Annotated in this window: 22 protein-coding genes; 10 read left to right on the top strand and 12 right to left on the bottom strand. The window is 64.3% G+C overall.

Annotated features, from left to right (window positions below; all coding sequences use genetic code 11):
* Positions 1-291: 291 nt before the first annotated feature.
* From Q8K05_RS04355 to Q8K05_RS04370, 4 genes are all read right to left on the bottom strand, one after another.
* Positions 292-1,434 (bottom strand): cysteine desulfurase family protein, encoded by a 1,143-nt coding sequence (locus Q8K05_RS04355; RefSeq protein WP_305245301.1) that lies wholly within the window; start codon positions 1,432-1,434, stop codon positions 292-294.
* Complete coding sequence (locus tag Q8K05_RS04360) at positions 1,431-1,634, bottom strand: hypothetical protein (RefSeq protein ID WP_305245302.1); 204 nt, start codon at positions 1,632-1,634, stop codon at positions 1,431-1,433. Before Q8K05_RS04360 ends, Q8K05_RS04355 begins: the two co-directional genes overlap by 4 nt.
* A 64-nt stretch (positions 1,635-1,698) precedes the next feature.
* Entirely contained in the window at positions 1,699-2,154 is a 456-nt protein-coding gene (locus tag Q8K05_RS04365; protein ID WP_305245303.1) for a hypothetical protein, read from the bottom strand.
* Between the two features lie 30 nt (positions 2,155-2,184).
* A complete protein-coding gene (locus Q8K05_RS04370) occupies positions 2,185-2,856 on the bottom strand; it encodes a metalloregulator ArsR/SmtB family transcription factor (protein ID WP_305245304.1) in 672 nt (223 codons plus the stop codon).
* Positions 2,857-3,498: 642 nt separating this feature from the next.
* Here Q8K05_RS04370 and Q8K05_RS04375 point away from each other — a divergent pair.
* The 10 genes from Q8K05_RS04375 (at position 3,499) to Q8K05_RS04420 (ending at position 14,637) form a co-directional block, all read left to right on the top strand.
* Positions 3,499-4,044, top strand: coding sequence for a DUF2760 domain-containing protein (locus tag Q8K05_RS04375; RefSeq protein WP_305245305.1), 546 nt, complete (start codon positions 3,499-3,501; stop codon positions 4,042-4,044).
* Positions 4,041-5,885 (top strand): Hsp70 family protein, encoded by a 1,845-nt coding sequence (locus tag Q8K05_RS04380; protein WP_305245306.1) that lies wholly within the window; start codon positions 4,041-4,043, stop codon positions 5,883-5,885. The genes Q8K05_RS04375 and Q8K05_RS04380 overlap by 4 nt, the downstream gene beginning before the upstream one ends.
* Positions 5,886-6,197: 312 nt before the next feature.
* Positions 6,198-9,026, top strand: a complete 2,829-nt coding sequence (locus Q8K05_RS04385; protein WP_305245307.1) for an Hsp70 family protein — start codon at positions 6,198-6,200, stop codon at positions 9,024-9,026.
* Positions 9,027-9,340: 314 nt separating this feature from the next.
* Positions 9,341-9,943: a DUF1326 domain-containing protein gene (locus Q8K05_RS04390; protein ID WP_305245308.1), complete on the top strand. Its 603-nt coding sequence runs from the start codon at positions 9,341-9,343 to the stop codon at positions 9,941-9,943.
* The gene (locus tag Q8K05_RS04395; protein WP_305245309.1) at positions 9,943-10,710 is read left to right on the top strand and encodes a DUF2182 domain-containing protein; all 768 of its coding nucleotides are present in this window, start codon (positions 9,943-9,945) and stop codon (positions 10,708-10,710) included. The genes Q8K05_RS04390 and Q8K05_RS04395 overlap by 1 nt, the downstream gene beginning before the upstream one ends.
* 191 nt (positions 10,711-10,901) lie before the next feature.
* The gene (locus Q8K05_RS04400; RefSeq protein WP_305245310.1) at positions 10,902-11,732 is read left to right on the top strand and encodes a methyltransferase; all 831 of its coding nucleotides are present in this window, start codon (positions 10,902-10,904) and stop codon (positions 11,730-11,732) included.
* Between the two features lie 50 nt (positions 11,733-11,782).
* Positions 11,783-12,061, top strand: coding sequence for a hypothetical protein (locus Q8K05_RS04405; RefSeq protein ID WP_305245311.1), 279 nt, complete (start codon positions 11,783-11,785; stop codon positions 12,059-12,061).
* Positions 12,062-12,150: 89 nt separating this feature from the next.
* Entirely contained in the window at positions 12,151-12,342 is a 192-nt protein-coding gene (locus tag Q8K05_RS04410; RefSeq protein ID WP_305245312.1) for a 4-oxalocrotonate tautomerase, read from the top strand.
* 13 nt (positions 12,343-12,355) lie between these two features.
* A complete protein-coding gene (locus Q8K05_RS04415) occupies positions 12,356-13,837 on the top strand; it encodes an MFS transporter (RefSeq protein ID WP_305245313.1) in 1,482 nt (493 codons plus the stop codon).
* A gap of 2 nt (positions 13,838-13,839) precedes the next feature.
* Positions 13,840-14,637 (top strand): class II glutamine amidotransferase, encoded by a 798-nt coding sequence (locus Q8K05_RS04420; protein WP_305245314.1) that lies wholly within the window; start codon positions 13,840-13,842, stop codon positions 14,635-14,637.
* A 24-nt stretch (positions 14,638-14,661) separates the two neighbouring features.
* On the opposite strand, the gene Q8K05_RS04425 is transcribed toward Q8K05_RS04420, so the two are convergent.
* From Q8K05_RS04425 to Q8K05_RS04465, 8 genes are all read right to left on the bottom strand, one after another.
* A complete protein-coding gene (locus tag Q8K05_RS04425; protein WP_305245315.1) occupies positions 14,662-15,198 on the bottom strand; it encodes a hypothetical protein in 537 nt (178 codons plus the stop codon).
* A gap of 170 nt (positions 15,199-15,368) precedes the next feature.
* Complete coding sequence (gene gshB, locus Q8K05_RS04430) at positions 15,369-16,316, bottom strand: glutathione synthase (protein WP_305245316.1); 948 nt, start codon at positions 16,314-16,316, stop codon at positions 15,369-15,371.
* A gap of 303 nt (positions 16,317-16,619) precedes the next feature.
* Positions 16,620-18,488 (bottom strand): potassium transporter Kup, encoded by a 1,869-nt coding sequence (locus Q8K05_RS04440; RefSeq protein ID WP_305245317.1) that lies wholly within the window; start codon positions 18,486-18,488, stop codon positions 16,620-16,622.
* Positions 18,489-18,793: 305 nt separating this feature from the next.
* Positions 18,794-20,089 (bottom strand): glutamate--cysteine ligase, encoded by a 1,296-nt coding sequence (gshA, locus tag Q8K05_RS04445; RefSeq protein ID WP_305245318.1) that lies wholly within the window; start codon positions 20,087-20,089, stop codon positions 18,794-18,796.
* A gap of 134 nt (positions 20,090-20,223) precedes the next feature.
* A complete protein-coding gene (locus Q8K05_RS04450; RefSeq protein WP_305245319.1) occupies positions 20,224-21,543 on the bottom strand; it encodes a glutamate-5-semialdehyde dehydrogenase in 1,320 nt (439 codons plus the stop codon).
* The gene (locus Q8K05_RS04455) at positions 21,540-22,070 is read right to left on the bottom strand and encodes a hemerythrin domain-containing protein (RefSeq protein WP_305245358.1); all 531 of its coding nucleotides are present in this window, start codon (positions 22,068-22,070) and stop codon (positions 21,540-21,542) included. The genes Q8K05_RS04450 and Q8K05_RS04455 overlap by 4 nt, the downstream gene beginning before the upstream one ends.
* 85 nt (positions 22,071-22,155) lie before the next feature.
* Complete coding sequence (locus Q8K05_RS04460) at positions 22,156-22,560, bottom strand: ribonucleotide reductase subunit alpha (protein WP_305245320.1); 405 nt, start codon at positions 22,558-22,560, stop codon at positions 22,156-22,158.
* An 11-nt stretch (positions 22,561-22,571) separates the two neighbouring features.
* Entirely contained in the window at positions 22,572-23,213 is a 642-nt protein-coding gene (locus Q8K05_RS04465; RefSeq protein ID WP_305245321.1) for a nitroreductase, read from the bottom strand.
* Positions 23,214-23,224 lie beyond the last annotated feature (11 nt).

Consider the following 23,224-nt stretch of genomic DNA (forward strand, 5'->3'; position numbering starts at 1 on the left):
TACTGTGGCTCGGCGCTGCGAACGCGCGCGTTGTCCGTGAATGTCTGGGCTTGGGCGCCGAGCAATCCGGTGGCCAATAAACTGGCGATGGCAAGACGTTTCATGAAAAGCTCCTTGGGTTGGTATGGAACGCAGTTTGCGCGTGCCTGTGTGAACCCAAGCTGAACAGATGCGAGAAAGTTTGTGAAGGGCATCCGGGACTATGCAGGTGGCGACAGAGAAGCTCGAATTCAACGTCGCCGATCCAGCGGCCGCGCGGGCTGTCGTACCACGCGTCGTATTCTTCCGGTGTCACGGACTGGCCACCGTCCGCCAGGCCTCAATCAAGCCGCTGGCGGCGCGGCTCACTTCGTCGGGCGTTGTCATGCGGCCAACCGATAGCCGCACGGCCCCGGTAGCCCGCACGGAATCGGCACCGATCGCGGCCAATACGCCACTGACAGCGTCGTGTTCCGAATGACAAGCCGAACCGAGTGACGCAGCGACGATGTGACTGGCTTGGTCCAGCAGCCGGCGTCCGCTTGCCCCCGGAAACGATACATGGAGCGTATTGGGCAGACGCTGCTCGGGGTGGCCATTGAGGATGAGGCCGGGTATCGCCTCGATCAGCAGGGCATGGAGTTGATCCCGCAGTTCGCGCAGACGGCTGCTTGCCTGAGGCAGTCGTTCCCGCGCAAGCTGCGCCGCGACCCCCAAACCCACAATGGCGGGTACGTTCTCGGTGCCCGGCCGCAAGCCGCGCTCATGGTCCGCGCCGAAACTGATGTGACGCACGGGCGTATTCTGACGGATATACAGGGCCCCGACGCCCTTGGTCGCGTAAAACTTGTGCCCGGCCAGCGTGAGCAGGTCGACACCCAATGTGTCGACGTCGACCGGAATCTTGCCTGCCGATTGGGCCGCGTCGGTGTGCAGCAGGACGCCGCGTTCGCGCGTGATGTGCGCGATCTCCCGGATCGGCTGGATGGTGCCGATCTCATTGTTGGCGTGCATCACCGACACCAGCGCCGTATCGGGCCGCAGGGCTTGCGCAATGTCTTGCGGCGAGACGCGGCCGAAATCGTCGACCGGCACCACGGTGAGGCGCCAGCCCTCTTCCTGAAGATGCTGCGCCGGGGCCATCACCGCCGGGTGCTCGATGGCGCTGACGACGAGGTGGCGCTTCGTGCCGCCGTGGGCTCGCGCGACGCCGAGCAGGGCCAGGTTGTTGGCCTCGGTGGCGCAGCCGGTGAACACCATTTCATGGGCCCGCGCCCCGATCAGCGCGGCAACCTGGCTCCGTGCTTCGGCGACAGCCTGCGCGGCAAGGCGTCCAAAGGGGTGCGTGGACGAAGGGTTGCCGAAATGCTCGCACAAAAACGGCAGCATGGCCTCTAGCACCTCCGGCGCGACCGGCGTTGTGGCGTTGTAGTCGAGGTAGATCGGCGCATTCATGCGGGGCGCTCCCGCAGGCTGCCCGTGATTCCGAGCGTAGCCCCGGTCAGAAAACCTGTGCGCCGGCCAAGGCGGCGCATCAAGAGGGCTGCTGGCAATGATGCGATGGCGGTGCCGATCACCATCATGGCAATCGGCAGCGTGGCAAGGCGCTTGACTTGCGTGTCCCCCGCCTTCAGCAGGGAGCGCGCCAGGCGCAAGGCGTTGTAGCTGCGCTCGGTGCCGTAGGGCGGATCGTTGAGGATGAAAAGATGCCTGGCGATGTCATTTACCTCCTGATTTGATGGTCGCCTTCAGCCCGTCGAAATCGCGGCGCACGGCTTCATTGAACAGCAGGCCCGTGTTTTCCTGCTTGTCCACGCCTTCAATTTCCAGCACGTCGCTGACGATCTGAAAGCTCGCTGCGCCGTTGTAGTCCTTGCCGTCGGCCACGAGCAACTGAGTGCCGTAGAACACGGCAGGGGCAGGCAGGCCCGGAACCAGACTGGAAGGAAGGAGCTGGATCGGCACGCGGTAGGTGTTGGCCACCTCGGCCGCCACCTGCAGATTGCCGTTGCAGCGCGCACCGGGCGGGTCCTTGGCAATGAAGGTCAGCACCTTGCGTCCGGCGGTGTCGACCGCGCCGGGGACGGGCATGGAGAGTTTTCCGGCCGCGAATGCGGTCGATACCCCTGTGGTGGAAAGCGTGGCCATTGCGAGGCCGATGATCAATTTACGCATAGATGTCTCCTTTGTGGATGGGTGGTTGATTCATTCCTCGACGGAGGTCTGGAGCGCAAGGCCGGCCGCCTGCCACTCGCTGACGCCGTCAAGAATCTTGCGTACCCGATAGCCCCTGGCGCCGAGCAAAGCCACGGCTTCGTCGGACAGCAGGCAGAAGGGGCCGCGGCAGTACGCGACGATGTCCTTGCCGGCCGGCAGCTCCGAGAGCCGCTTTTCGATCTCGGCCACGGGCATCGAGCGGGCAAACGGCAGGTGCGCCACTTCGTATTCGGCCTGTGGACGCACGTCGATGACGATGATGTCGCCTCGCCTGGCCTGCTCCAGCAGTTCTTCACGGCCTACAGAGGCAAGCTGGGACGGATGGGCTGCCATTTGATCCAGCGCCAGCCTCAACTCCAGCAAATGCTCTTCGGCCACCTGTCGCAACGTCACCCACAGCCCGGCCACATCACTGCCCGTGAGCCGGTAGATCACATATTTGCCGTCGCGGCGGGAGGTGACCAGGCGAGCGCCCCTCAAAGCTTTCAGGTGGGCGCTGATGAGCTTGATGTCGACCGACAACTCTGCAGCCAACAACTCGACGGTTTTTTCACCCTGGGCCAGCAACTCCAGCAACTCCAGCCGCTTTGGGCTGGAGACGGCCTTGCCGATGCGGGCGACCTGTTCGTACAGCAGGTCTTTCAAGGATTGTTTATTCATTCCGTCATTCTAACGATTAAACGATTGTTTGGCAAATTGTTCACCCTTGCATCCTGAGGTTTGTATCGTCGGTGCCGCAGCCGTTGCGCAGCAACAGACGGGCCAGCAAGAGGGGGGTCGAGCAAAATCATTCGGCGCGGCGGGCGACACCGGCGGCAAGCGAGAATAAGGACCACCACTTGCGCATCCACCAGCGTGCAAGCCAGCATGTCGGCCGAGTCCGTATTGATGCGGCGCGACAGCTGCCAGGCGACCTATTGGGATCGGTAAGGCGTAAGGGGGCGGACAAGGCGGCTGCTTTCTGAGTCTGTCTGGATTATGCGGGTTGCTGCGCGGAGCGCGTCTGACGCCGCCCGCCAAATTGCTATAAATTAAATAGCTACAAACACCCGTCCTATATTGGCCATAGGCACTTTTTACTATTAAAAACTACCCACCTGCGCCGCAAGGTGACTTTTTTCTATGGACAATAGGCTTTTGAAACCACGTTCAAAAGCGGGAAGCCCTTCAGGCTGATTGCTGAAGATTCCCCCGGCACAACGCCCGCAGCCGACAAGGCCGGCGTTGCCGCCCGACACCCGCTTTTTTGAGCCCCTCCCCTTTCATGTTCGGCCCCCTGGCCGACGCCATCAGGAGCCATTGATGACCGACGCGACCCCTTCCTTTTTCAAACGCATTCCCATCGCCTTTGGCGCTTTTTTCAGCACCTTGTCGGACCCCGGCTATGCCGCCCGCGTGCTGGGTTTGCGCCATGCGCCGGCCCCTGCGCCCACGCCTGCAGCCGTGGCGCCCGCCCCGCTGAAGCAAGCCACGCCCGACGCCGCCCTGCAGCTGCTGGCCTTGCTGCAGCGCGACGCGCGCCTGATCGACTTCACGCAGGAAGACCTGAGCGGCTACTCCGACGCCGACATCGGGGGCGCGGCGCGCGTGGTGCATGAGGGCTGCGCCAAGGTGCTGCGCGAGCATTTCACGCTGGCGCCGGTGCGGCCGGAAGCCGAGGGCAGCCGCATCACACTGAACGAGGGCTTTGATGCCCGCGCCATCCGCCTGACAGGCAACGTGGTCGGCCAGGCGCCGTTTCAGGGCGCCTTAAGCCACCGGGGCTGGCGCGCCACCGAGGTGAAACTGCCCAAGCTGGCTGACGGTCATGACGCCACCGTGCTGGCGCAGGCCGAGGTGGAACTGTGAGCGATCCGCGTTATTCCATCGGCATCGATCTGGGCACCACGCACTGCGCGCTGGCCTATGTGGACATCGCGGCCAGCGAGGGCGAAACCACCCGTTATGGCGTGCTTGACATCCCGCAACTCACAGCGCCGGGCAGTGTCGAGAGCCTGCCGCTGCTGCCGTCTTTTTTATACCTGCCGCACGCCAGCGAACTGGTGCCTGGCGATTTGACGCTGCCCTGGGTGGCCGACCAGGACTTTGCGGTGGGCGAGCTGGCGCGCACGCGCGGCGCGCTGACGCCGATACGCCTGGTGGCCAGCGCCAAAAGCTGGCTGTGCCACCCCGGCGTGGACCGGCGCGCGGCGATTTTGCCCCACGACGCGCCGCCCGAAGTGGCGCGCATCTCGCCGCTCGAAGCCTCGACCCGTTACCTGGCCCATCTGCGCCAGGCCTGGGACGCGGCCCACCCGGAAGCACCGTTTGACCAGCAGGACGTGACCGTGACCATTCCGGCCTCGTTCGATCCGGCTGCACGGGAGCTGACCGCCGAAGCCGCCCGCGCCGCCGGTTACACGGCATTGACCTTGCTGGAAGAGCCGCAGGCCGCGCTGTACAACTGGATTCAGACCAGCGCGGGCCGCTGGCGCAAGGACGTCAAGCCCGGCGACATCATTCTGGTGATCGATGTGGGCGGCGGCACCAGTGACTTTTCATTGATTGCGGTGCTGGAGCGGGGCGGCCAGCTGGAACTGCACCGGGTGGCCGTGGGCGACCATATTTTGCTGGGCGGCGACAACATGGACCTGACGCTGGCGCATGGGGTGGCCCGCAAGCTGGCCGCCGAGGGCAAACAACTCGACCCGTGGCAAATGCGCGCACTGAACCACGCCTGCCGCACGGCCAAGGAAAGCCTGCTGAGCGACGCCGCGCTGGAAACACAAGCCATCGTGGTGCCGAGCCGAGGCGCCAAACTGATAGGCGGCGCGATCCGCACCGAACTGACGCAGGCCGAAGTGCGCGCCACCCTTCTGGAAGGCTTCTTCCCGCAAGTGGACGCCGCCACCCGCCCGGCCAGCCGCACCCGCAGCGGCCTGACGCAGTTGGGCCTGCCCTACGCGCAGGACGCAGGCGTGACGCGCCATCTGGCGGCGCTGCTGGGGCGCCAGGCCGGCGCGACGGCCGAACTCGAAGGCTTTGCCGGCAAGCTCGATGCCGAAGCCAGCTTTCTGCACCCGACCGCCGTGCTGTTCAACGGCGGCGTTTTCAAATCCGGCGTGCTGACCGAGCGCACGCTGGCCACGCTGAACGGCTGGCTGGCCGCAGAAAACGCCGAGCCGGCACGCATGCTGGCCGGTGCCGACATGGACCTGGCGGTGGCGCGCGGCGCGGCCTACTACGGCTATGTGCGGCGCGGCCAGGGCGTGCGGATTCGCGGCGGCACGGCGCGCGCCTACTACGTCGCCATCGAGTCGGCCATGCCCGCCATTCCGGGCTTTGAGCCGCCGGTGCAGGCGCTGTGCATTGCGCCGTTTGGCATGGAAGAAGGCACCGATGCCGACTTGCTGACGCAGGAATTCGGCCTGGTGGTGGGCGAACCAGTGCACCTGCGCCTGCTGGGCTCGTCGGTGCGGCGCCAGGACCAGCTGGGCACCCTGCTCGACTTCTGGCAGCCCGAAGAGTTGCAGGCGCTGGGCGAAATCCAGGCCACGCTACCCGCCGAAGGCCGGCAAGCAGGCGAGGTGGTGCAGGTCAAGCTGCGCGCCGTGGCCACCGACACCGGCACGCTGGAACTAACCGCCGTGGCGACCCAGGGTAACGAGCGCTGGAAGGTGGAATTCGACGTGCGCGGCAACAGCGATTGATCTTGGTGTTTTGGCGTCGGCGGCTGTTGGCTGTTGGCTGTTGGTATTGATCCCCCACCCGTCCTGGCTGGGCCTGTGCTGCGCCATAAAAGCGGGATCAGGGCCGCGCGCTGTTTGAGCGCAACGCAGTGGAGCGAGTTTGCGCGGACCCCCGCTTTTCTGGCGCAGCGCAGGTTGCCCCGTAGCGAAGCGCAGGGGACCCAGACTGCGGGTCGCCTTTTCTTTGGGTACTTTCTTTTGGCGAAGCAAAAGTAAAGTGCCTCGCCTGCCGGGCGAGACCGGCCAGCCCAACTAAAAAGAGTTAACCAGGCGATGAATTCAAAAGCCAAGCCTTCCCAGTACATCGTCGGCATAGACCTCGGCACCACCCACACCGTGGTCGCCTATGCCCGCCCGGGCAAGACCGGGCAAGCCATAGAACTGCTGCAGATCGAGCAACTGGTGGCAGCAGGCCAGGTAGCCGCACTGCCCCTGCTGCCTTCGGTGCGCTACCACGCGGCAGAAGGCGAACTGCCCCCCAGCGCGCTGCAACTGCCCTGGCCTGCGCAAGCTGACGCCGCCACGGCGCCCGTGGTGATGGGGCAATGGGCGCGCCAGCTGGGCGCGCAGGTGCCGGGCCGGCTGGTGACCAGTGCCAAAAGCTGGCTGTCCCACACGGCGGCAGACCGTCTGGCCCCGATATTGCCCTGGGGCGCGCCGGCCGAGGTGGCCAAGGTGTCGCCGGTCGAAGCCAGCGCCAGCTATCTGCGCTACGTGCGGGACGCGTGGAACGCGCAGCATCCCGACCATCCGCTGGCGCAGCAAGACATTGTGCTGACCGTGCCCGCGTCCTTTGACGAAGCCGCGCGCGCCCTGACCCTGAGCGCCGCGCGCCAGGCCGGGCTGCCCCAGCTGCGCCTGCTGGAAGAACCGCAGGCGGTGTTTTATGACTGGCTGCTGCGCCATCGCAGCACATTGGCCAAAGAGCTGGCGCAAACCCGGCTGGTGCTGGTCTGCGATGTGGGCGGCGGCACCACCGACCTGAGCCTGATTCAGGTGGAACAAAAGGATGGCACGCCGCAGCTGAGCCGCATCGGCGTGGGCAACCACCTGATGCTGGGCGGCGACAACATGGACCTGGCGCTGGCGCATTTGGTGGAGACCCGCATGGCCAGCACGGCGGCAGATCCGTCCACCCGCCTGTCGGCCAGCCAGCTGGCCCAGCTGGTGGAACGCTGCCGCAGCGCCAAAGAGCAGCTGCTGGCCGCCGACGCGCCTGAACAGACGCAAGTGACCCTGCTGGGCGGTGGCGCCCGGCTGATTGGCGGCAGCCGCTCGGTCACGCTGACGCGCCAGGACGTCGAGCAGCTGATCGTGGATGGCTTTTTCCCGCAGGTTGAGGCCAGCGCGCAAGCCCGGCAAGCACGCGGCGGTCTCGTCGAGTTTGGCCTGCCCTACGCCCGCGACCCGGCCATTACCAGCCATATCGCGGACTTTTTTCGGCAGCACGCGCAGGCCATGCCCGACACCCTGCTGCTCAACGGCGGCGTGTTTCGCGCGGGCGCGCTGGTCCAGCGGCTGCAGCAAACCCTGGGCGCCTGGCGCGGCGCACCACTGCGCCTGCTGCACAACGACAATCCCGACGTGGCGGTGGCGCGCGGCGCGGTGGCCTATGCGCTGGCGCAGCAGGGGCTGGCGCCCAGGATTGGTGGCGGCGCGGCGCGCAGCTACTTTTTGCGGCTCGATGGCGCGAAAGATGCCGCCAAGGCGCGCGGCATTTGCCTGCTGCCGCGCGGCACTGAAACCGGCCAGGAGGTGCTGCTAACGGGCCGAACCTTTGCGCTGCGCCTGGGCCAGCCGGTGCGCTTTCACCTGGTCACCTCGGTCGCCCATACGCCCGAGCGGGCGGGTGATCTGATCGACCTGAACGAGGACTTCGTGCCGCTGCCGCCCATCGTGATGGTGCTGCAAGCGGCCACCGGTCAGCCGTCGCCGGGTAACCAACAAGACATCCCGGTGCAACTGGCCGCCGTGCTGACCGAAGTCGGCACGCTGGAGATGCACTGCGTCAGCCTGGCCGACGCCAGCCAGCGCTGGCAGCTGGAGTTTGACTTGCGGCACGCAGGCACCGGCGCAGACCTGGCCGGTGGCACTGGCGACAACGACCAAATTTCTGCATCGCGCCTGGCCGATGCGATCGACAAAATCGACCGCATTTTTGGCAGCACCAGGCAATCGGTCAGCCCCAAGGACGTGACGCAACTGCGCGCGCAGCTGGAAAAAGTTCTGGGCGCGCGCGCGCAGTGGACCACGCCCGTGCTGCGCCAGCTGTTTGATGCGCTGTGGCAACGCGCGCGCGGGCGCCGCCGCTCCGCCGGACATGAACGGGTCTGGCTCAATCTGGCGGGCTATGGCCTGCGCCCGGGCTTTGGCAACGCGCTGGACGCCTGGCGCGTGCAGCAGCTCTGGATGCTGTTTCCGCTCGGGGTTCAGCACGCCCGCGACAAGCAGGTGTGCGCCGAATGGTGGACGCTGTGGCGGCGCGTGGCGGGCGGTCTGGCCGCGCCCGAGCAGCTGCGCCTGCTGGAAGACTTTGCCTTTAATCTGCAGATCAACGCAGAGGGCATGGACGATCCCGGCGCGATCAAGCCGGTCAGGGGCAGCGACGAGGACATGCTGCGGCTGGGCGCCTCGCTGGAGCGCATTCCGGCCGCCTACAAAGCCGAAATTGGTGAGTGGCTGCTGGCCCGCCTGCAAAAATCGCTGGCGGCCCCGCTCCCGCGCGCCGGCCCTGACCCCGCCAGCGACAGCCTGCACCTGTGGGCGCTGGGCCGCATCGGCGCGCGCCAGCCGTTTTACGGCAGCCCGCACGACGTGGTGCCGGCCGACACCGCCGCCGACTGGGCAGGCACGCTGCTCGTGCTGGACTGGAGAAAACTGGAGCCCGCCGCCTTTGCCGCCACCCATCTGGCCCGCGTGACCGATGACCGCGCGCGCGACCTGCCGCTGGTACTGCGCGAGCAGATCGTGGCGCGGCTGCTGGCCATCAACGCGCCGCCGGCCTGGGTCGCAATGGTCAGTGAACGCGTGGAACTGGACGAAGCCGTGGAGCGCCGCATGCTGGGCGAATCACTGCCGCCGGGCTTGAAATTGATGCCCTGAAGAGCATCAATCTGAAACAAATTTCTTACCAGATCATTGCCGACTGATGTAACTTTGACAGTGGTCGTTCCTGTCTGTTGAAGCGGTGGCCATGCGACTCCACTTTGGCACAAAGATGCCGACGGCGGTGGCAGGCCCATTCGATTGCCAAGACCGGAAGGAGGCATTCATCGTTGACCTTACAGAGTTGCGGCCGTCCCGCAGCGCCACTGCTGACGCCCGGCGCTTCTGGTCAAGGATGTTGTGCCAGCGTGATGGGGCCGTCGCTGGCCGATCGGATGCTTGAGGCCTCAGAACCTTGAAGGAGAACGATCATGTCAAACGGATTGAACGTCTCGGGAACGTATTTTGAAAGCTGCAATTGCTTCGCACCGTGCAGTTGCTCCTGTCTCAGCCCACCCACAGAGGGAAATTGCGCCGCGCTCATCGCCTGGCATATCGACCAGGGGGCTTTCGGCGACGTGAAGCTGGACGGTCTAAATGCCGTGCTCTTTGTCCATTCGCCAGGCCCCATGATGGAATCCAGGTGGCGCGTGGCGCTGTACCTGGATCAGCGCGCCAGCCCGGCGCAGCAGAAAGTGCTGGGGCAGGTGTTTTCCGGTCAGGCGGGCGGACCTTTGGCCGACCTGGCGCCGCTGATCGGCGAGGTCATGGGCGTGCGCACCGCCCCGATCGAATATGTCGCCGAGGGCAAACGTCGCAGCCTCCGCATTGAGGACATAGCGGAGGCGGAGATAGAAGCCATTCCCGGCCAGGACGGTGGCGATGTGACGATGGACAACCCCCCGTTTACAGCGGCGCCCGGGTTCCCTGCCGTGGTGGCCAAGTCCACGCGGTTCCGCTACGCAGACCACGGCTATCAGCGTGAGGTGTCGGATCGAAACGGCTTCTACTCGCCGTTCAGGTACAGCAGCTGATGCGAACGTCGAGCGACATCGCGCGCCTGCCGGTCCTGCTCGGGCTGGTGGGCATGATTTTCCTGGCCTGGGTGTACCTGCTCTACATGGGTTGGGGCATGGCGCACATGGAGGTCGGCGCCGACATGGTGCTCATGCCCCGCATGACGGATTGGGGCGCTGTGGACCTTGCCCTGGTCTTTCTGATGTGGACCGTGATGATGGTTGCCATGATGCTGCCGACCGCACTGCCCATGGTGTTGGCATTCTGGTCGTTGCCGCAACAACCCCCGGCGCATTCATCCGTGTTGCGCGTCGTCGCCTTCGTGGCGGGCTACATGCTGGTCTGGACCAGCTTCAGCCTTGTGATGACGCTCGTCCAATGGGCCCTTCTGCAGGCCCGGCTGATCTCCCCGATGATGGAAATTCGCAGTCCCGCGTTCGGTGGCGTGTTGCTGCTTGTGGCCGGCATCTTCCAGTTCACGCCGCTGAAACGTGCCTGCCTCTCGCGTTGCCGCTCGCCTTTCTCGTTCCTCATGACCGAGTGGCGTCCGGGTAAGGGCGGCGCATGGATCATGGGGCTGCGGCACGGGCTTTTTTGCACGGGTTGCTGCTGGTCATTGATGACCATGCTGTTTCTTCTCGGCGTTATGAATGTTGCGTGGATCGCGGCGCTGACCGTTTTTGTTCTGATAGAAAAGACTTGGCCGGGAGGACAGTGGTTGAGCCCCGCAAGCGGCGCGTTGCTGATTGCGTGGGGAGCCGTTCTCCTTGGCAGCGCATCTTGAGCGGCGTGGACGGCCTCCCAAGGCGCGCTGCCCGACAAGCTGTTCCGTCACGCGGGAATACCGCGGCATGGCCGCTTGCGCGCACCGATAATGAACGCTGCCAGGCTTGTTGCCTCGCGAGATTTCATGATTTTCAAGCTGCCACACCCCCTTCCCCCCCAAACCGCACGCGCTACCGCGGCGCAGCCGCGATGAGCCTCTCCTGGCCCACCCTGCCAGCGGTTCCGCCCCTTGCGTCGCCGGCTGATGCCACTGCGGCCGGAAAAATCCCGCCACGGCATTACGTCAAGCCCTTTGTGTATGACAACGGCGAAAGCAAATCGCTGCACTTCACGATCGGCGAATTGCAAAGCCGCATGGTCATGCGCCGCCCCTGGCGCCTGGAGGTGGACTACACCCGGACCATGATGGGTTTTTTGCTGTTCAAGCCTGCGCCGCTGCACATCGGCATGATCGGGCTGGGCGGGGGCTCGCTGGCCAAATTCTGTTACCGGCAGTTGCCTGGGAGCCAGATGACGGTGCTGGAAATCAACCCGCATGTGATCGCGCTGCGGCACGAGTTTCAGATTCCGGACGATGACGAACGGTTTCGGGTGATCGCTGCCGACGGCGCCCTTTTTGTGCAGACCGAAACGCCGGGCTTTGACGTGCTGCTGGTCGATGGCTTTGACCATGAAGGGCAGCCCGCCGCCTTGTGCTCGCAGCGCTTTTACGACGACTGCTTTGCGGCGCTGCCCGACGGCGGCGTGCTGGTGGTCAACCTGCACTACGACCACCCTGACTACCCGGTGCTGGCCGACCGCATCAGCCGCAGCTTCAGCGGCCATGCGGTCGAGGTCCTGTCCGGGGAGCAAAGCAACAGCATTGTGTTTGCCGCCAAAGGCCAGGCCATTTCGCCGCGCAACATGAGCCTGTCCAAAAGCCTGTCGGGCCTGGATGAAGAGGCGCGCCAACAGCTCAAGTCGGAGCTGGTGCGGATTGCCTGGCAGATGAAAACCCTGGATGATGGGGACCACGCCTGAAATTTCAGGCGGGCAGCCTCCGGGACACCCCACAACGTACAAGGGCCACCATGACCATGAAAACCAACTTCTCTTTCGAAGTCCAGTACCTTGCGCAGTCGGACCACACGCAGGCAGAGCGCGATGCGGTGATGGACGAGCTCGGGCCGCTGCTTCAAAAACTGCTGGCCGTTGGCGACAGCGCCGCCACCGTGGCGGTCAGCGACAGCCACAAGGGCAGCGACCACAAGATCGTGGAGCTGACCACGACGCTGCAAGACCCGCAGATTGAAGACATCCTGAAGGCCTTTTCTGCGCAATACGGCGTGCGCGTTGACGCGCTGGAGTAGTTGGCGAGGCGGCATTTTTCTGGCGTGATGCCGGCAGGCCGGCTCGCCTGCTTTTATCATCTACTCTTCCCAACCACCCCAAGGAAACCATGCCCACGTACCATGTAGAAATGATGGAAGGCCGCACCATCGAACAAAAGAAGAAGCTGGCTGAAGCCATTACCCGCGTCAGCGTTGAAATTCTCGGCGGCCAGCCCGACTCGGTCGACATCATCATCACCGACATCAAGCGCGAGAACTGGGCGACCGGCGGCAAACTCTGGTCGGAACCCCAGGACTGACGCCCAGGCCCCCTTGCGCACGCCCCCCGCTCTCACGCTCGCCGACCTGCAGGCGCGCCACGGCCCGCGCTACCGCTGGTTGCTGCTGCTGTCGGTGATGATTGGCACCATGGCCTCCATCATGTCGGCGACCATCGTCAACGTGGCGATTCCCGACATGAGCCAGCACTTTGCGCTGGGGCAGGAACGTGCGCAGTGGGTCAGTTCGGGCTTCATGGCGGCCATGACGGTGTCCATGCTGACCACGCCCTGGCTGCTGGCGCGCTACGGCTACCGCCGCACCTACGTCGGCTGCATGCTGCTGCTGATGGCGGGCGGCGTGGCCGGCGGCCTGGCCAACCATTTCGGACTGGTGCTGGGCGCGCGCGTGGCCGAAGGACTGGCCGCCGGCGTGGTGCAGCCGATTCCGGCCATCATCATCATGCGGGCCTTCGGGCCCCATGAGCAGGGCCGCGCCAGCGGGCTGTTTGGCATGGGCGTGGTGCTGGCGCCGGCGCTCGGCCCCAGCCTGGGCGGCGTGCTGGTGGACCTGTTCGGCTGGCGCTCGATTTTCTTCATGGTGATCCCGCTGTGCCTGCTGTCACTGTGGATGGCCTACCGCTATGTGCCGGTGACGGCGCCAGGCGGCGTGGCGGCCAACCCCAGGGGCGCCATGATTGACTGGCGCGGCCTGCTGCTGGGCGCCGTGGGTACGCTGTGCCTGCTCAATGGCCTGGTCGAGCTGCACGGCGGCAGCGCCGTACAGGCCTCGGCACTGCTGGGCGCGGCCGCGCTGGCGCTGCTGGCGTTTGTCGGGTGGCAGCGCCGCCTGGCCGCTGGCGGGCGCACACCGCTGATGAACCTGGCGCTGTTTGGCTACCGCCCCTTCGCCATGGGCAGCATCGTGGCCTTTATTTACGGCACCGCCCTGTTTGGCTCCACCTACCTGCTGCCGCTGTACCTGCAGTTGGGCCTGAACCTGGCGGCCTCGCATGTCGGCACCATCTTGCTGCCCGCCGGCCTGGTGCTGGCCGCCACCATCGCGGGCGTGGGGCGGCTGGCCGACCAGCAGCCGACCTGGCGGCTGGTCAGCATCGGTCTGGCCCTGCTGGCGGCCTCGTTTGCGCTGATGTGGACCGTCACACTGACGTCGGCCCTGTGGCTGCTGGCGCTGTGGGCCACGCTGGGGCGCATCGGACTGGGCTTTATTTTGCCGTCGCTCAACCTCGGCGCGCTGCGGCCGCTGCACGAACAGCTGCTGTCCCAGGGCGCCAGCGCCATCAACTTTTTACGCATGCTGGGCGGCGCCATCGGCGTCAGCCTGTGCGGCATTGTGCTGGAGTGGCGCCTGGCGGCGCATGGCGATTCGTTTGCCAACGCCAGCAGCAGCCCGGCGCGGCTGGCCGCTTTTAACGAAACCTTTTTGATGCTGGCCGCCCTGTGCGCGCTGGCGATGGTGGCGGCCTGGCAACTTCGTGCCCCTGCGCCACCGGCCCAACTACCGGACACCGACTGACCATGTGCCAACTGCTCGGGATGAACTGCAACGCGCCCACCGACGTGACCTTCAGCTTTCGCGGCTTTGCACAGCGCGGTGGCGCCACCGACCACCACGCCGATGGCTGGGGCATTGCGTTTTTTGAAGGCGACAGCAGCACGGGCAGTAACGGCGGCGACAAGGGGCTGCGCCATTTTGTCGACCACCTGCCGGCCTGCGCATCGCCCGTGGCCGAACTGATCCGACGCTACCCGATCAAGAGCCGCAACGTCATTGCGCACATCCGCAAGGCCACGCAAGGCCGCGTCGCGCTGGAGAACTGCCATCCCTTTGTACGAGAGCTGTGGGGCCGCTACTGGGTGTTTGCGCACAACGGCGACCTCAAGAACTTCGCACCCCGGCTGCACGGCAGCTTCAGGCCCGTGGGCAACACCGACAGCGAGCGGGCTTTTTGCTGGATCATGCAGGAGCTGGCCAAATCCCATGCGGACGTGCCCAGCGTGCAGGAGCTGAGCCTCACGCTGCGCGAGCTGGCGGGACAGATTGCGCGCCACGGCACCTTCAATTTTTTGCTGAGCAACGGGCAGGCGCTGTGGGCCCATGCCTCGACCAGCCTGGTCTACGTAGAACGCCGCCACCCGTTTGCCCATGCCACGCTGAGCGACGAAGACGTGAGCGTCAACTTTGCCGAGCACACCACGTCCAGCGACCGTGTGGCCGTGGTGGTAACGGCACCGCTGACCACGAACGAGCACTGGACGGCGTTTGCGCCCGGCGAACTCAAGGTGTTTGTGGACGGCGCGCTGCAGCAGTATTGACCAGTGCCGCACCGCGCCCAGGCGTTACAGCACCTGAAACAGCTTCTGGCGCAGTTCCGGCAGGCGCTTGGCGCCAATGCCGATGGTGGCCATGGTATCGGCCCAGGCGGGGTAAACCCGGCGCAAGTCCTCGGCCGTTTTGGCGGCAAAGATGGACTGGATCAGGGTCAGGCGCATGTTCTGTCCGAACATGGTGTTGATGGTGTTGGTCATGAAATTGCGCGCCATCTCGGTATCCTTGGCGCTGCGCGTGGCAGCCTGGGGCAGGCCGGACAGCGCCGCTTCGCCTTCTGGCGCAGTTGCTTTTGTGCCCACCGGAACGGGTTTGGCGGCCGCCAGCGCCTCAATGCAGCCTTGCGCCAGCAACTGGCCCAGGATTTCGGCTGCATCATGGCCGGCCACAAAGGCCGCCAGCTCCTTGCCGCTGCGTTTTCCATCCACCAGCACCAGCACCCGGCGTGTCAGCGGCGGCAAGCCCAGCGCGCGGTCCTGGATTTCCTGAACGCCGGCTGCCGTCTTGGCAAAAGTGGCGGACGCAAGGTCGAGTGATACATCGGTCATGGAGGGCATCGGTTCAAGGGTGGTGGCATTGCAAGGGATCAATGAGGAGGCATTTTGCTCATTTTCATCTGCACCCGCAAGTCGGGTAAACACCCGCGACACCCCTCACGGCAGACCCGGCCTCTTCACGCCACAAAGGCCCGCACCGACGCTTTTCCCAGATCGGCGCGTCAGGCCGGCAGCGCCTGCTCCAGCGCGTCGATGAACATGGCCGCCACGTCAAACCCGGTCTGCTCAAAAATCTCCTGGAAGCAGGTCGGGCTGGTCACGTTGATCTCGGTGACACAGTCGCCAATCACGTCCACGCCCGCCAGCAGCAGGCCGCGCGCGGCCAGCACCGGGCCCAGGGCTTCGGCAATTTCAAAATCGCGCGTCGACAGGGGCTTGGCCACGCCCTTGCCGCCCGCCGCCAGATTGCCGCGCACTTCGCTGCCCTGCGGGATGCGCGCCAGGCAAAAAGGCACCGGCCGGCCGCCAATCACCAGCACGCGCTTGTCGCCGTCCGCAATCTCGGGCAGGAACTTCTGCACCATCAGGCTTTGCGCGCCGTGGCGGTTCAGCGTCTCGGTGATCGAGCCCAGGTTCAGGCCATCGGGGCCGACACGAAAAATGCCCATGCCGCCCATGCCATCAAGCGGCTTGAGGATGATGTCCTGGTGCTCGGCATGAAAACGCTGGATGTCCTCGGCGTTGCGTGTCACCAGCGTGGGGCCAATGAACTGCGGAAACTCCATGATGGCGAGTTTTTCAGGGTGGTCGCGCAACGCGCGCGGCTTGTTGAACACCCGGGCGCCATCGCGCTCGGCCTGCTCCAGCAAGTGCGTGGCGTAGAAATACTCGCTGTCAAACGGCGGGTCCTTGCGCATCAAAACCGCGTCAAAGCCCTTCAAGGCCACCGCGCGCGACCCCTTGTCCTCGAACCAGTTCACCGCATCGCCGGTCAGCGTGATGTCGCGCACATGGGCCATCACGGCCGCGCCGCGCTGCCACATCAGATCCTGCGGCTCGCAGGCGCTGACGCGGTGGCCGCGCTTTTGCGCCTCACGCATCATGGCGAAGGTGGTGTCCTTGTATATCTTGAACGACTCAAGCGGATCGGCAATAAAAAGAATGTTCATGAATTTTTGAGGACTGATAAGTTTTGGTTGTTGGCGCCGGAACCGACAAGGGTGCGGGACGTGCATGCCCGTATTGTTGTACAAACAGCGCCGCCCCACCGGCGACCGCACCCCAAAAGGCCGATCCGGCCTCGGCTATTGCAACACTCGAGCGCTGGAAGCTATTGAATTCATAGCTTGTTTGGCTTTTCCAGGTTGGGCTGGCCGGGGGTAGCCCGGCAGCCCACCCAAGCCGCGTCAACGCACTATGAATTCAATAGCTACCTGCGACCATACTCATTGCGCCAGAGCCAAAAAAACACCTCAAATTTCGATCTTGCTGCCCAGCTCCACCACCGAGTTGTTGGGCAGGTTCATGAAGTCCGCCGCACCGCTCGCGTTATGGTGCATCTGCGCAAACAGCTTTTCGCGCCAGGGCGCCATGCCGCTGCCAATCGTCGGGATCACGGTGTCGCGCGACAGGAAATAGCTGGTGGTCATGGGCTCCAGCTCGCAGCCCCGGCCCTTGATCTGCTGCAGGGCTTTGGGCAGGTCCAGATCGTTCTTGAACCCGTAGTTGATCGTGACCTGCCAGCAATCGTGGCCGAGCGCTTCGCTTTCGACGCGCTTGTCCATGCCAATCCACGGCACCGCGTGGTTGCGCACCGTCACAAACAGGTTCTGCTGGTGCAGCACCTTGTTGTGCTTGAGGTTGTGCAGCATCGCATTGGGCACGATGCCGGGTTCGGCGGTCAGGAAGACGGCCGTGCCTTCGACCCGCACGGGCGGACTGACGAACACGGCGTCCAGAAAACTGGGCAGGTCGATGGCGTCGGCGCGCAGTTTTTCGTTGAGCAGGGCGCGGCCCTGCTTCCAGGTCATCATCAGCGTGAAGATGGCGCCGCCAATGACAAGCGGAAACCAACCACCCGCGAAGAGCTTCATCAGGTTGGAGGCAAAAAAGGCGAAATCGACGACGAAAAAGACGCTTGTGGCAGCCAGGCACAACCACAGCGGGTACTTCCAGTCGTAGCGAACCACATAGAAAGTCAAAATCGTGGTGATCAGCATGTCGGTGGTCACGGCGATGCCATAGGCCGCCGCCAGGTTGCTCGACGAGCGAAACATCAGCACGGCCAGGACGATGGTGACAAACAGGCCCCAGTTCACCAGCGGAATGTAGATCTGGCCGGTGTCGCGCACGCTGGTGTGCTGGATGTTCAGGCGCGGCAGGTAACCGAGCTGGATCACCTGCTTGGTCACGCTGAAAGCGCCCGAAATCAGCGCCTGCGAGGCGATCACCGTCGCCATGGTGGCAAGTAGCACCAGCGGCACCAGCGCCCATTCCGGGGCCATCAGGTAAAAAGGGTTGACGACGGCGGCCGGGTTGTTCAGCAGCAGCGCACCCTGGCCAAAATAGTTGAGGACCAGCGAGGGCATGACCACCGCGAACCAGGCCAGCCGGATCGGCTTTTTACCGAAGTGGCCCAAGTCGGCATACAGCGCCTCGGCGCCGGTCACGCACAGCACCACGGCGCCCAGGATGATGAAGGTCGTGCCCGGGTTGAACCACATGAACATCAGCGCGTAGTGCGGGCTCAGCGCCTTCAGGATGGCGGGGTGGGTGATGATTTGCGCCACGCCCAGCAGCGCCAGCACGGCAAACCAGACCAGCGTGATGGGGCCGAAAAATTTACCGATGCCAGAAGTGCCGCGCTTTTGCACGGCAAACAGGGCGAACAGGATCAGCAGCGTGGCGGGAATCACATACTGCTTGAAGGCCGGCGAAATAACCTCCAGGCCCTCCACCGCCGACAGCACCGAAATCGCCGGGGTGATGACGCCGTCGCCATAAAACAGCGAGGTGCCAAAAATGCCAATGACCAGCAGCACGCGCCGCAGCTGCGGTTTGTCCTTGACCGCCTGCGAAGCCAGCGCCAGCATGGCGACCAACCCGCCTTCGCCATTGTTGTCGGCCCGCAGCACCAGCACCACGTACTTGATCGACACGATGACGGTCAGCGTCCAGAAAAAGATGGACAGGATGCCGTAAACGTTGTCAGGGGTGAACGCCACGTGTCCTGAGCCAAAGACTTCCTTGACGGCATACAGCACGCTGGTGCCGATGTCGCCGTAAACAATGCCGATGGCGCCCAGGGTGAGCGCCGCAAGTGATGATTTTTGAGTAGACACAAAAAATTCCCGCTGTGACCAGGGTCAGGGACTGGCCCTGGCGGCGGGAAAGGTTACCTTAAGGAGCGCTATTTTGCACCTCGCCCCGCCTGAAGCAAATCGCAAGTAATATCTGAACGCAAGAATTCGGTATTTTGTTGCAATGCAACAACTTGGCACAGTCTGTGGCGCGGGCCTGCGCGTGCGCTGCACCGCACCGCCCACAAACCGCAATTTGCTATTGTTTATATAGCTGCCAGCGCCCGCCGGATAAGCGTTTGACGCCAAAAATGGCCTAAAAAAAAGACCCTTTTAGTCGCGTGGATTTAGTCGTAGACCTCGGCATCCGGATCGGTCGCTTCGAGCTCGTAGCTGGCGGCCAGCATGGCCAGCCGGGCAATCACGCCATACATGTAGAAGCGGTTGGGGCTGCTGGAACCGGGTTTTTGACCCGGCTGCGGCAGCCGGCCGCTGTCGGCAAAGGCCAGCGGCACAAAGCTGGCGCCCGGGGCGTTGAGGTTTTCATCCACGCCGCGCTCGGCATGCACCCGGTAAAAACCGCCCACCACGTAGCGGTCCATCATGTAGACCACCGGCTCGGCCACCGCGTCGTTGACGCGCTCATTGGTCAGCACGCCTTCCTGGATGATGACTTCGGACAACGCCTGGCCACCCTTGGTGGTGCTCATCCTGTCTTTGGTCTGGCGGGTCAGCGCGTCCAGGTCTTTCACGTCGCGCACCGTCATGATGCCCATGCCGTGACTGCCGTTGTCGGCCTTGACCACCACAAAGGGTTTTTCGTTGATGCCGTATTCCTTGTATTTGCGCTTGATTTTGGACAGCAGCGCATCGACGTTGCTGGTCAGGCAATCCATGCCTGTGCCTTCGGCAAAGTTGACTTCGCCGCATTGCGCAAACATCGGGTTGATCAGCCAGGGGTCAATGCCCAGCAGCTTGCCAAAGCGTTTGGAGACTTCTTCGTAGGCCTTGAAATGGGTGGACTTGCGCCGCACCGTCCAACCGGCGTGCAGCGGCGGCAGCAGGTGCTGCTCGTGCAGGTCCTCCAGGATGCCCGGAATGCCGACCGACAGGTCGTTGTTGAGCAGGATGGTGCACGGGTCGAAGTCTTTGAGCCCCAGCCGCCGGTCGGTGCGGATCAACGGCTCTATCGTGATACTTTCGCCGGTCGGCAGGTTCAGCGTGGTGGGCGCCTTGATCTCGGCGCTGAGCGAGCCAAAGCGCACGTTCAGGCCGGCCTGGTGAAAAATGCGCTTGAGCTGGAGCACATTCGACCAGTAAAAGCTGTTGCGCGTCTCGTTTTCGGGCACCACGAGCAGGTTGCGCGCTTCGGGACAAATTTTCTCGATCGCAGCCATGGCGGCCTGCACCGCCAGCGGCAGCATCTCGGGCGTCAGGTTGTTCCAGCCGCCTGGAAACAGGTTGGTGTCCACCGGCGCCAGCTTGAAGCCGGCGTTGCGGATGTCGACCGAGCAGTAAAAGGGCGGCGTGTGCTCCATCCACTCCAGCCTGAACCAGCGCTCAATGGCGGGCGTGGTGTCGAGGATGCGTTGTTCGAGTTCGTTGATGGGGCCGGTCAGGGCGGTAATGAGATGCGGAACCATTGCGGCCACTTTCGGTAGGAAACAGTTGCTAACTGTTATTAACTGTTGTTATTGAACCCGGTCAATGCGGACCGAATTGAAGTGAAATGGGGGCTAGCGCGCCGGTTGCAAGGCATGCCTGGACCACCATTCGCTCAGGTGCGCACTTCACCCTGGCCCAGCACCACGTATTTGAGCGAGGTCAGGCCTTCAATGCCGACCGGCCCGCGCGCATGAAACTTGTCGGTGCTGATGCCGATCTCAGCGCCCAATCCGAACTCGAAACCGTCCGCGAAGCGAGTGCTCGCATTCACCATCACGCTGGCCGAATCAACCTCGCGCAAAAACTGCTGGGCATGCATGTGGTCGCGCGTGAGGATGACGTCGGTGTGGTGGCTGGAGTAGTGGTTGATGTGCGCGATCGCCTCGTCAACGCCGCCCACCAGCTTGATGCTGATGACGGGCCCCAGGTATTCTTCGTACCAGTCCTGCTCGGTGGCGGGCTGGACATTTGCACCGGGAACCGCCTGCAGCATTGCCTGGGCCCCGGCATCGCAGCGCATTTCCACGCCCTTGGCCGCGTAAATCGCGCCGATTTTTGGCAAAAATTCCGCTGCGGCGGAACGCGCCACCAGCAGGCTCTCTAGCGCGTTACAGGGGCTGTATTTCTGGGTTTTGGCGTTGTCGGCAATTTTGACCGCCATGGCGATATCGCACGGGTCATCGACATAGACATGGCAGTTGCCGTCCAGGTGCTTGATGACCGGCACTTTGGCATCGCGGCTGATGCGCTCAATCAGGCCCTTGCCGCCGCGCGGAATGATCACGTCCACATACTGCGGCATGGCGATGAGATGACCGACAGCGTCGCGGTCGGTGGTGGGCACCAGTTGTACCGCGTCCGCGGGCAGGCCTGCCTCTGCCAGCGCCTGCTGCACCAGCGCGGCCAGCGCCTTGTTGGACTCGATGGCTTCCGAGCCGCCGCGCAAGATGCAGGCGTTGCCGCTCTTGATGGCCAGACTCGCCGCTTCAATCGTGACATTGGGCCGGCTCTCGTAAATCATGCCGAACACGCCAATGGGCACGCGCATCTGCCCCACGCGAATGCCGCTGGGCTGCTCTTTCATGCCGATGATTTCGCCAATCACGTCGGGCATGGCGGCCAGTTGCTCGCAGCCCAGGGCCACGGTTTCAATGTCTTTGGGGCTGAGCTTGAGCCGGTCCAGCAGCGGGCCGGCCAGTCCGGCAGCAGCGGCCCGTTCGAGGTCGCGCTGGTTGGCGGCTTCAAGCGCCACCAGGTTTTTCCGCAGCAGCGCCGCCAGCCCCCGGAGAGCTCTGTTTTTAATAGCTGCCGGTGCCCGCGCTGCTTGCGCAGAAGCCACTTTTGCATTGAAACCCATGGTCTCCATCAGGCTAGCAGTTGCAGAGACTTTGCTATCGTTAGCGGGCAGGTGTTGAAGGTCAGTCGCGTTCATACCCCTATTTTGCCCGCAATCGGGGGCTTCACGGCCGCAGCAGGCACACCCCGACGCTGCATCATGTCTTCGCTCATCGCCTCGACTGCATCCGGCGACAGGGTGGCTTGGGCTGCGGGATAAGCCGTGTTATTTTCGTCATCGAGGTGTTGACGGTACAGGACGGCGAACTCCGTCAAGGCGCCGGTCTGGGCTGCGGTGAGCGGCGTCCAGCCGGACGCGGGACTTTCCGCCACGGCCAGCAGCGTGCGACGCGCCTCGGTCCAGGCTATTTCCATCTGACGGTGATCCTGCACCAGCCGCTGCACCAGCGCACGCAGTGCAACATCCGGCCCGGCCAGCAGCGGCGGAAACACATGCAGTTCCTCATCCTGGTGGTGCAACGGCGCGGCCAGGTCAAAGTAGCGCATCACGTCGCGTGCGGCCTGGCGGGCGGATTCATCGCAAGCCTTGTCCAGCAGGTGCTGCTGCAGGCGCGCCATCAGGGCCAGCATGCGCTCGACCCGCTCGTGGCAGGTGGCAAGCATCTCGAACGGTGCCTCAAAACCGGCGGCAGGCGCGCTGTGGCCGGGCAGCATCACCGGTCGTGTCGTTCGGGCAGGGCTGCTCATGTCAACCCATCTGGACGGCTTGGCCCTGCGGGTTGAAAGGAATGTAGGCGCCATGTTCGCCGCGCTTGATGGCTTCAACCATGCGCTGCAGCGGCTCCTCGGCGTCTTCGGAGGTCGGCGCCCGGTTCACTGTGCCCGACATGGCGGCGGCAAACACCATGCCCCAGTCGTGGCCGAACTGGCTGGACTCCGCGACCAGCGCGCCAAACGACGCCAGTTCGTCAGGCCGCTTGTCGACGCACATCAGCGGCACCAGTGCGCCGCCCTGGCCGGCCTCAAAGCGCTCGCGCTGCGCCGGGGTGCTGTCCTCGGGCAACTCGACGCCGGCAAACACAAACAGCAAACGCTGCGGCTCGGGCTGGGCCCGGGCTGCCTGCAACAGGTCGTCAAAACTTGAAATATCCATGGAAATACCCCTTAAAAAGCGTACGAAAAACCGGCGAGATCGCGCTCGGTCGCGGCCTCGCCGGGACCCGAAAGGCAAGTCACAAAATCACGTGGCACCGGGCGCGGGCGGGCCGGCCGGCGCGACTGCACCGTGCCGATACTGACAAAACACAGCGCGTGTTCACCGTCCGCCAGGCCAAACAACAGGCGCAGGCCGGCAGACTTCAGGGCCTTGCCGCTGGTCAGCGCCGAACCAAATCCCAGCGCGGTGGCCATGAGCAGCATGTTCTGCACTGCGCAGCCTGTGGAGACGATGCGCTCAAACAGGTCGATCTCCGCATCGCCGCGCTGGCCATCCACCACCACCAGCATGAGCAGCGGGGAACGCTGCGCTTTTTCACGCGCCTGCGCCAGCTGCTCGGAGGTGGCGCAGGCGTCACGCTCAATCAGCGCGGCGCCAAAGACATCGGCCAGCCGGGGGCGTGCCGCCTGCGGCACCAGCACGAAGCGCCAGGGCAGCAGCTGGCCGTGATCGGGCGCCGTGGCCGCAGCCTCCAGAATCATGGCCAGCTGTTTTGCGTCAGGTCCGGGCGCGACCAGCCGCTTGGGCAAAATGGTTTGGCGCGACTGCATGAGCACCGCCGCCATGGCCGCCAGGTCGTTGTCGGTCATCACACCGTCCA

The organism is Polaromonas sp., from assembly GCF_030682935.1.
In the GTDB taxonomy this organism is placed as follows: domain Bacteria; phylum Pseudomonadota; class Gammaproteobacteria; order Burkholderiales; family Burkholderiaceae_C; genus Polaromonas.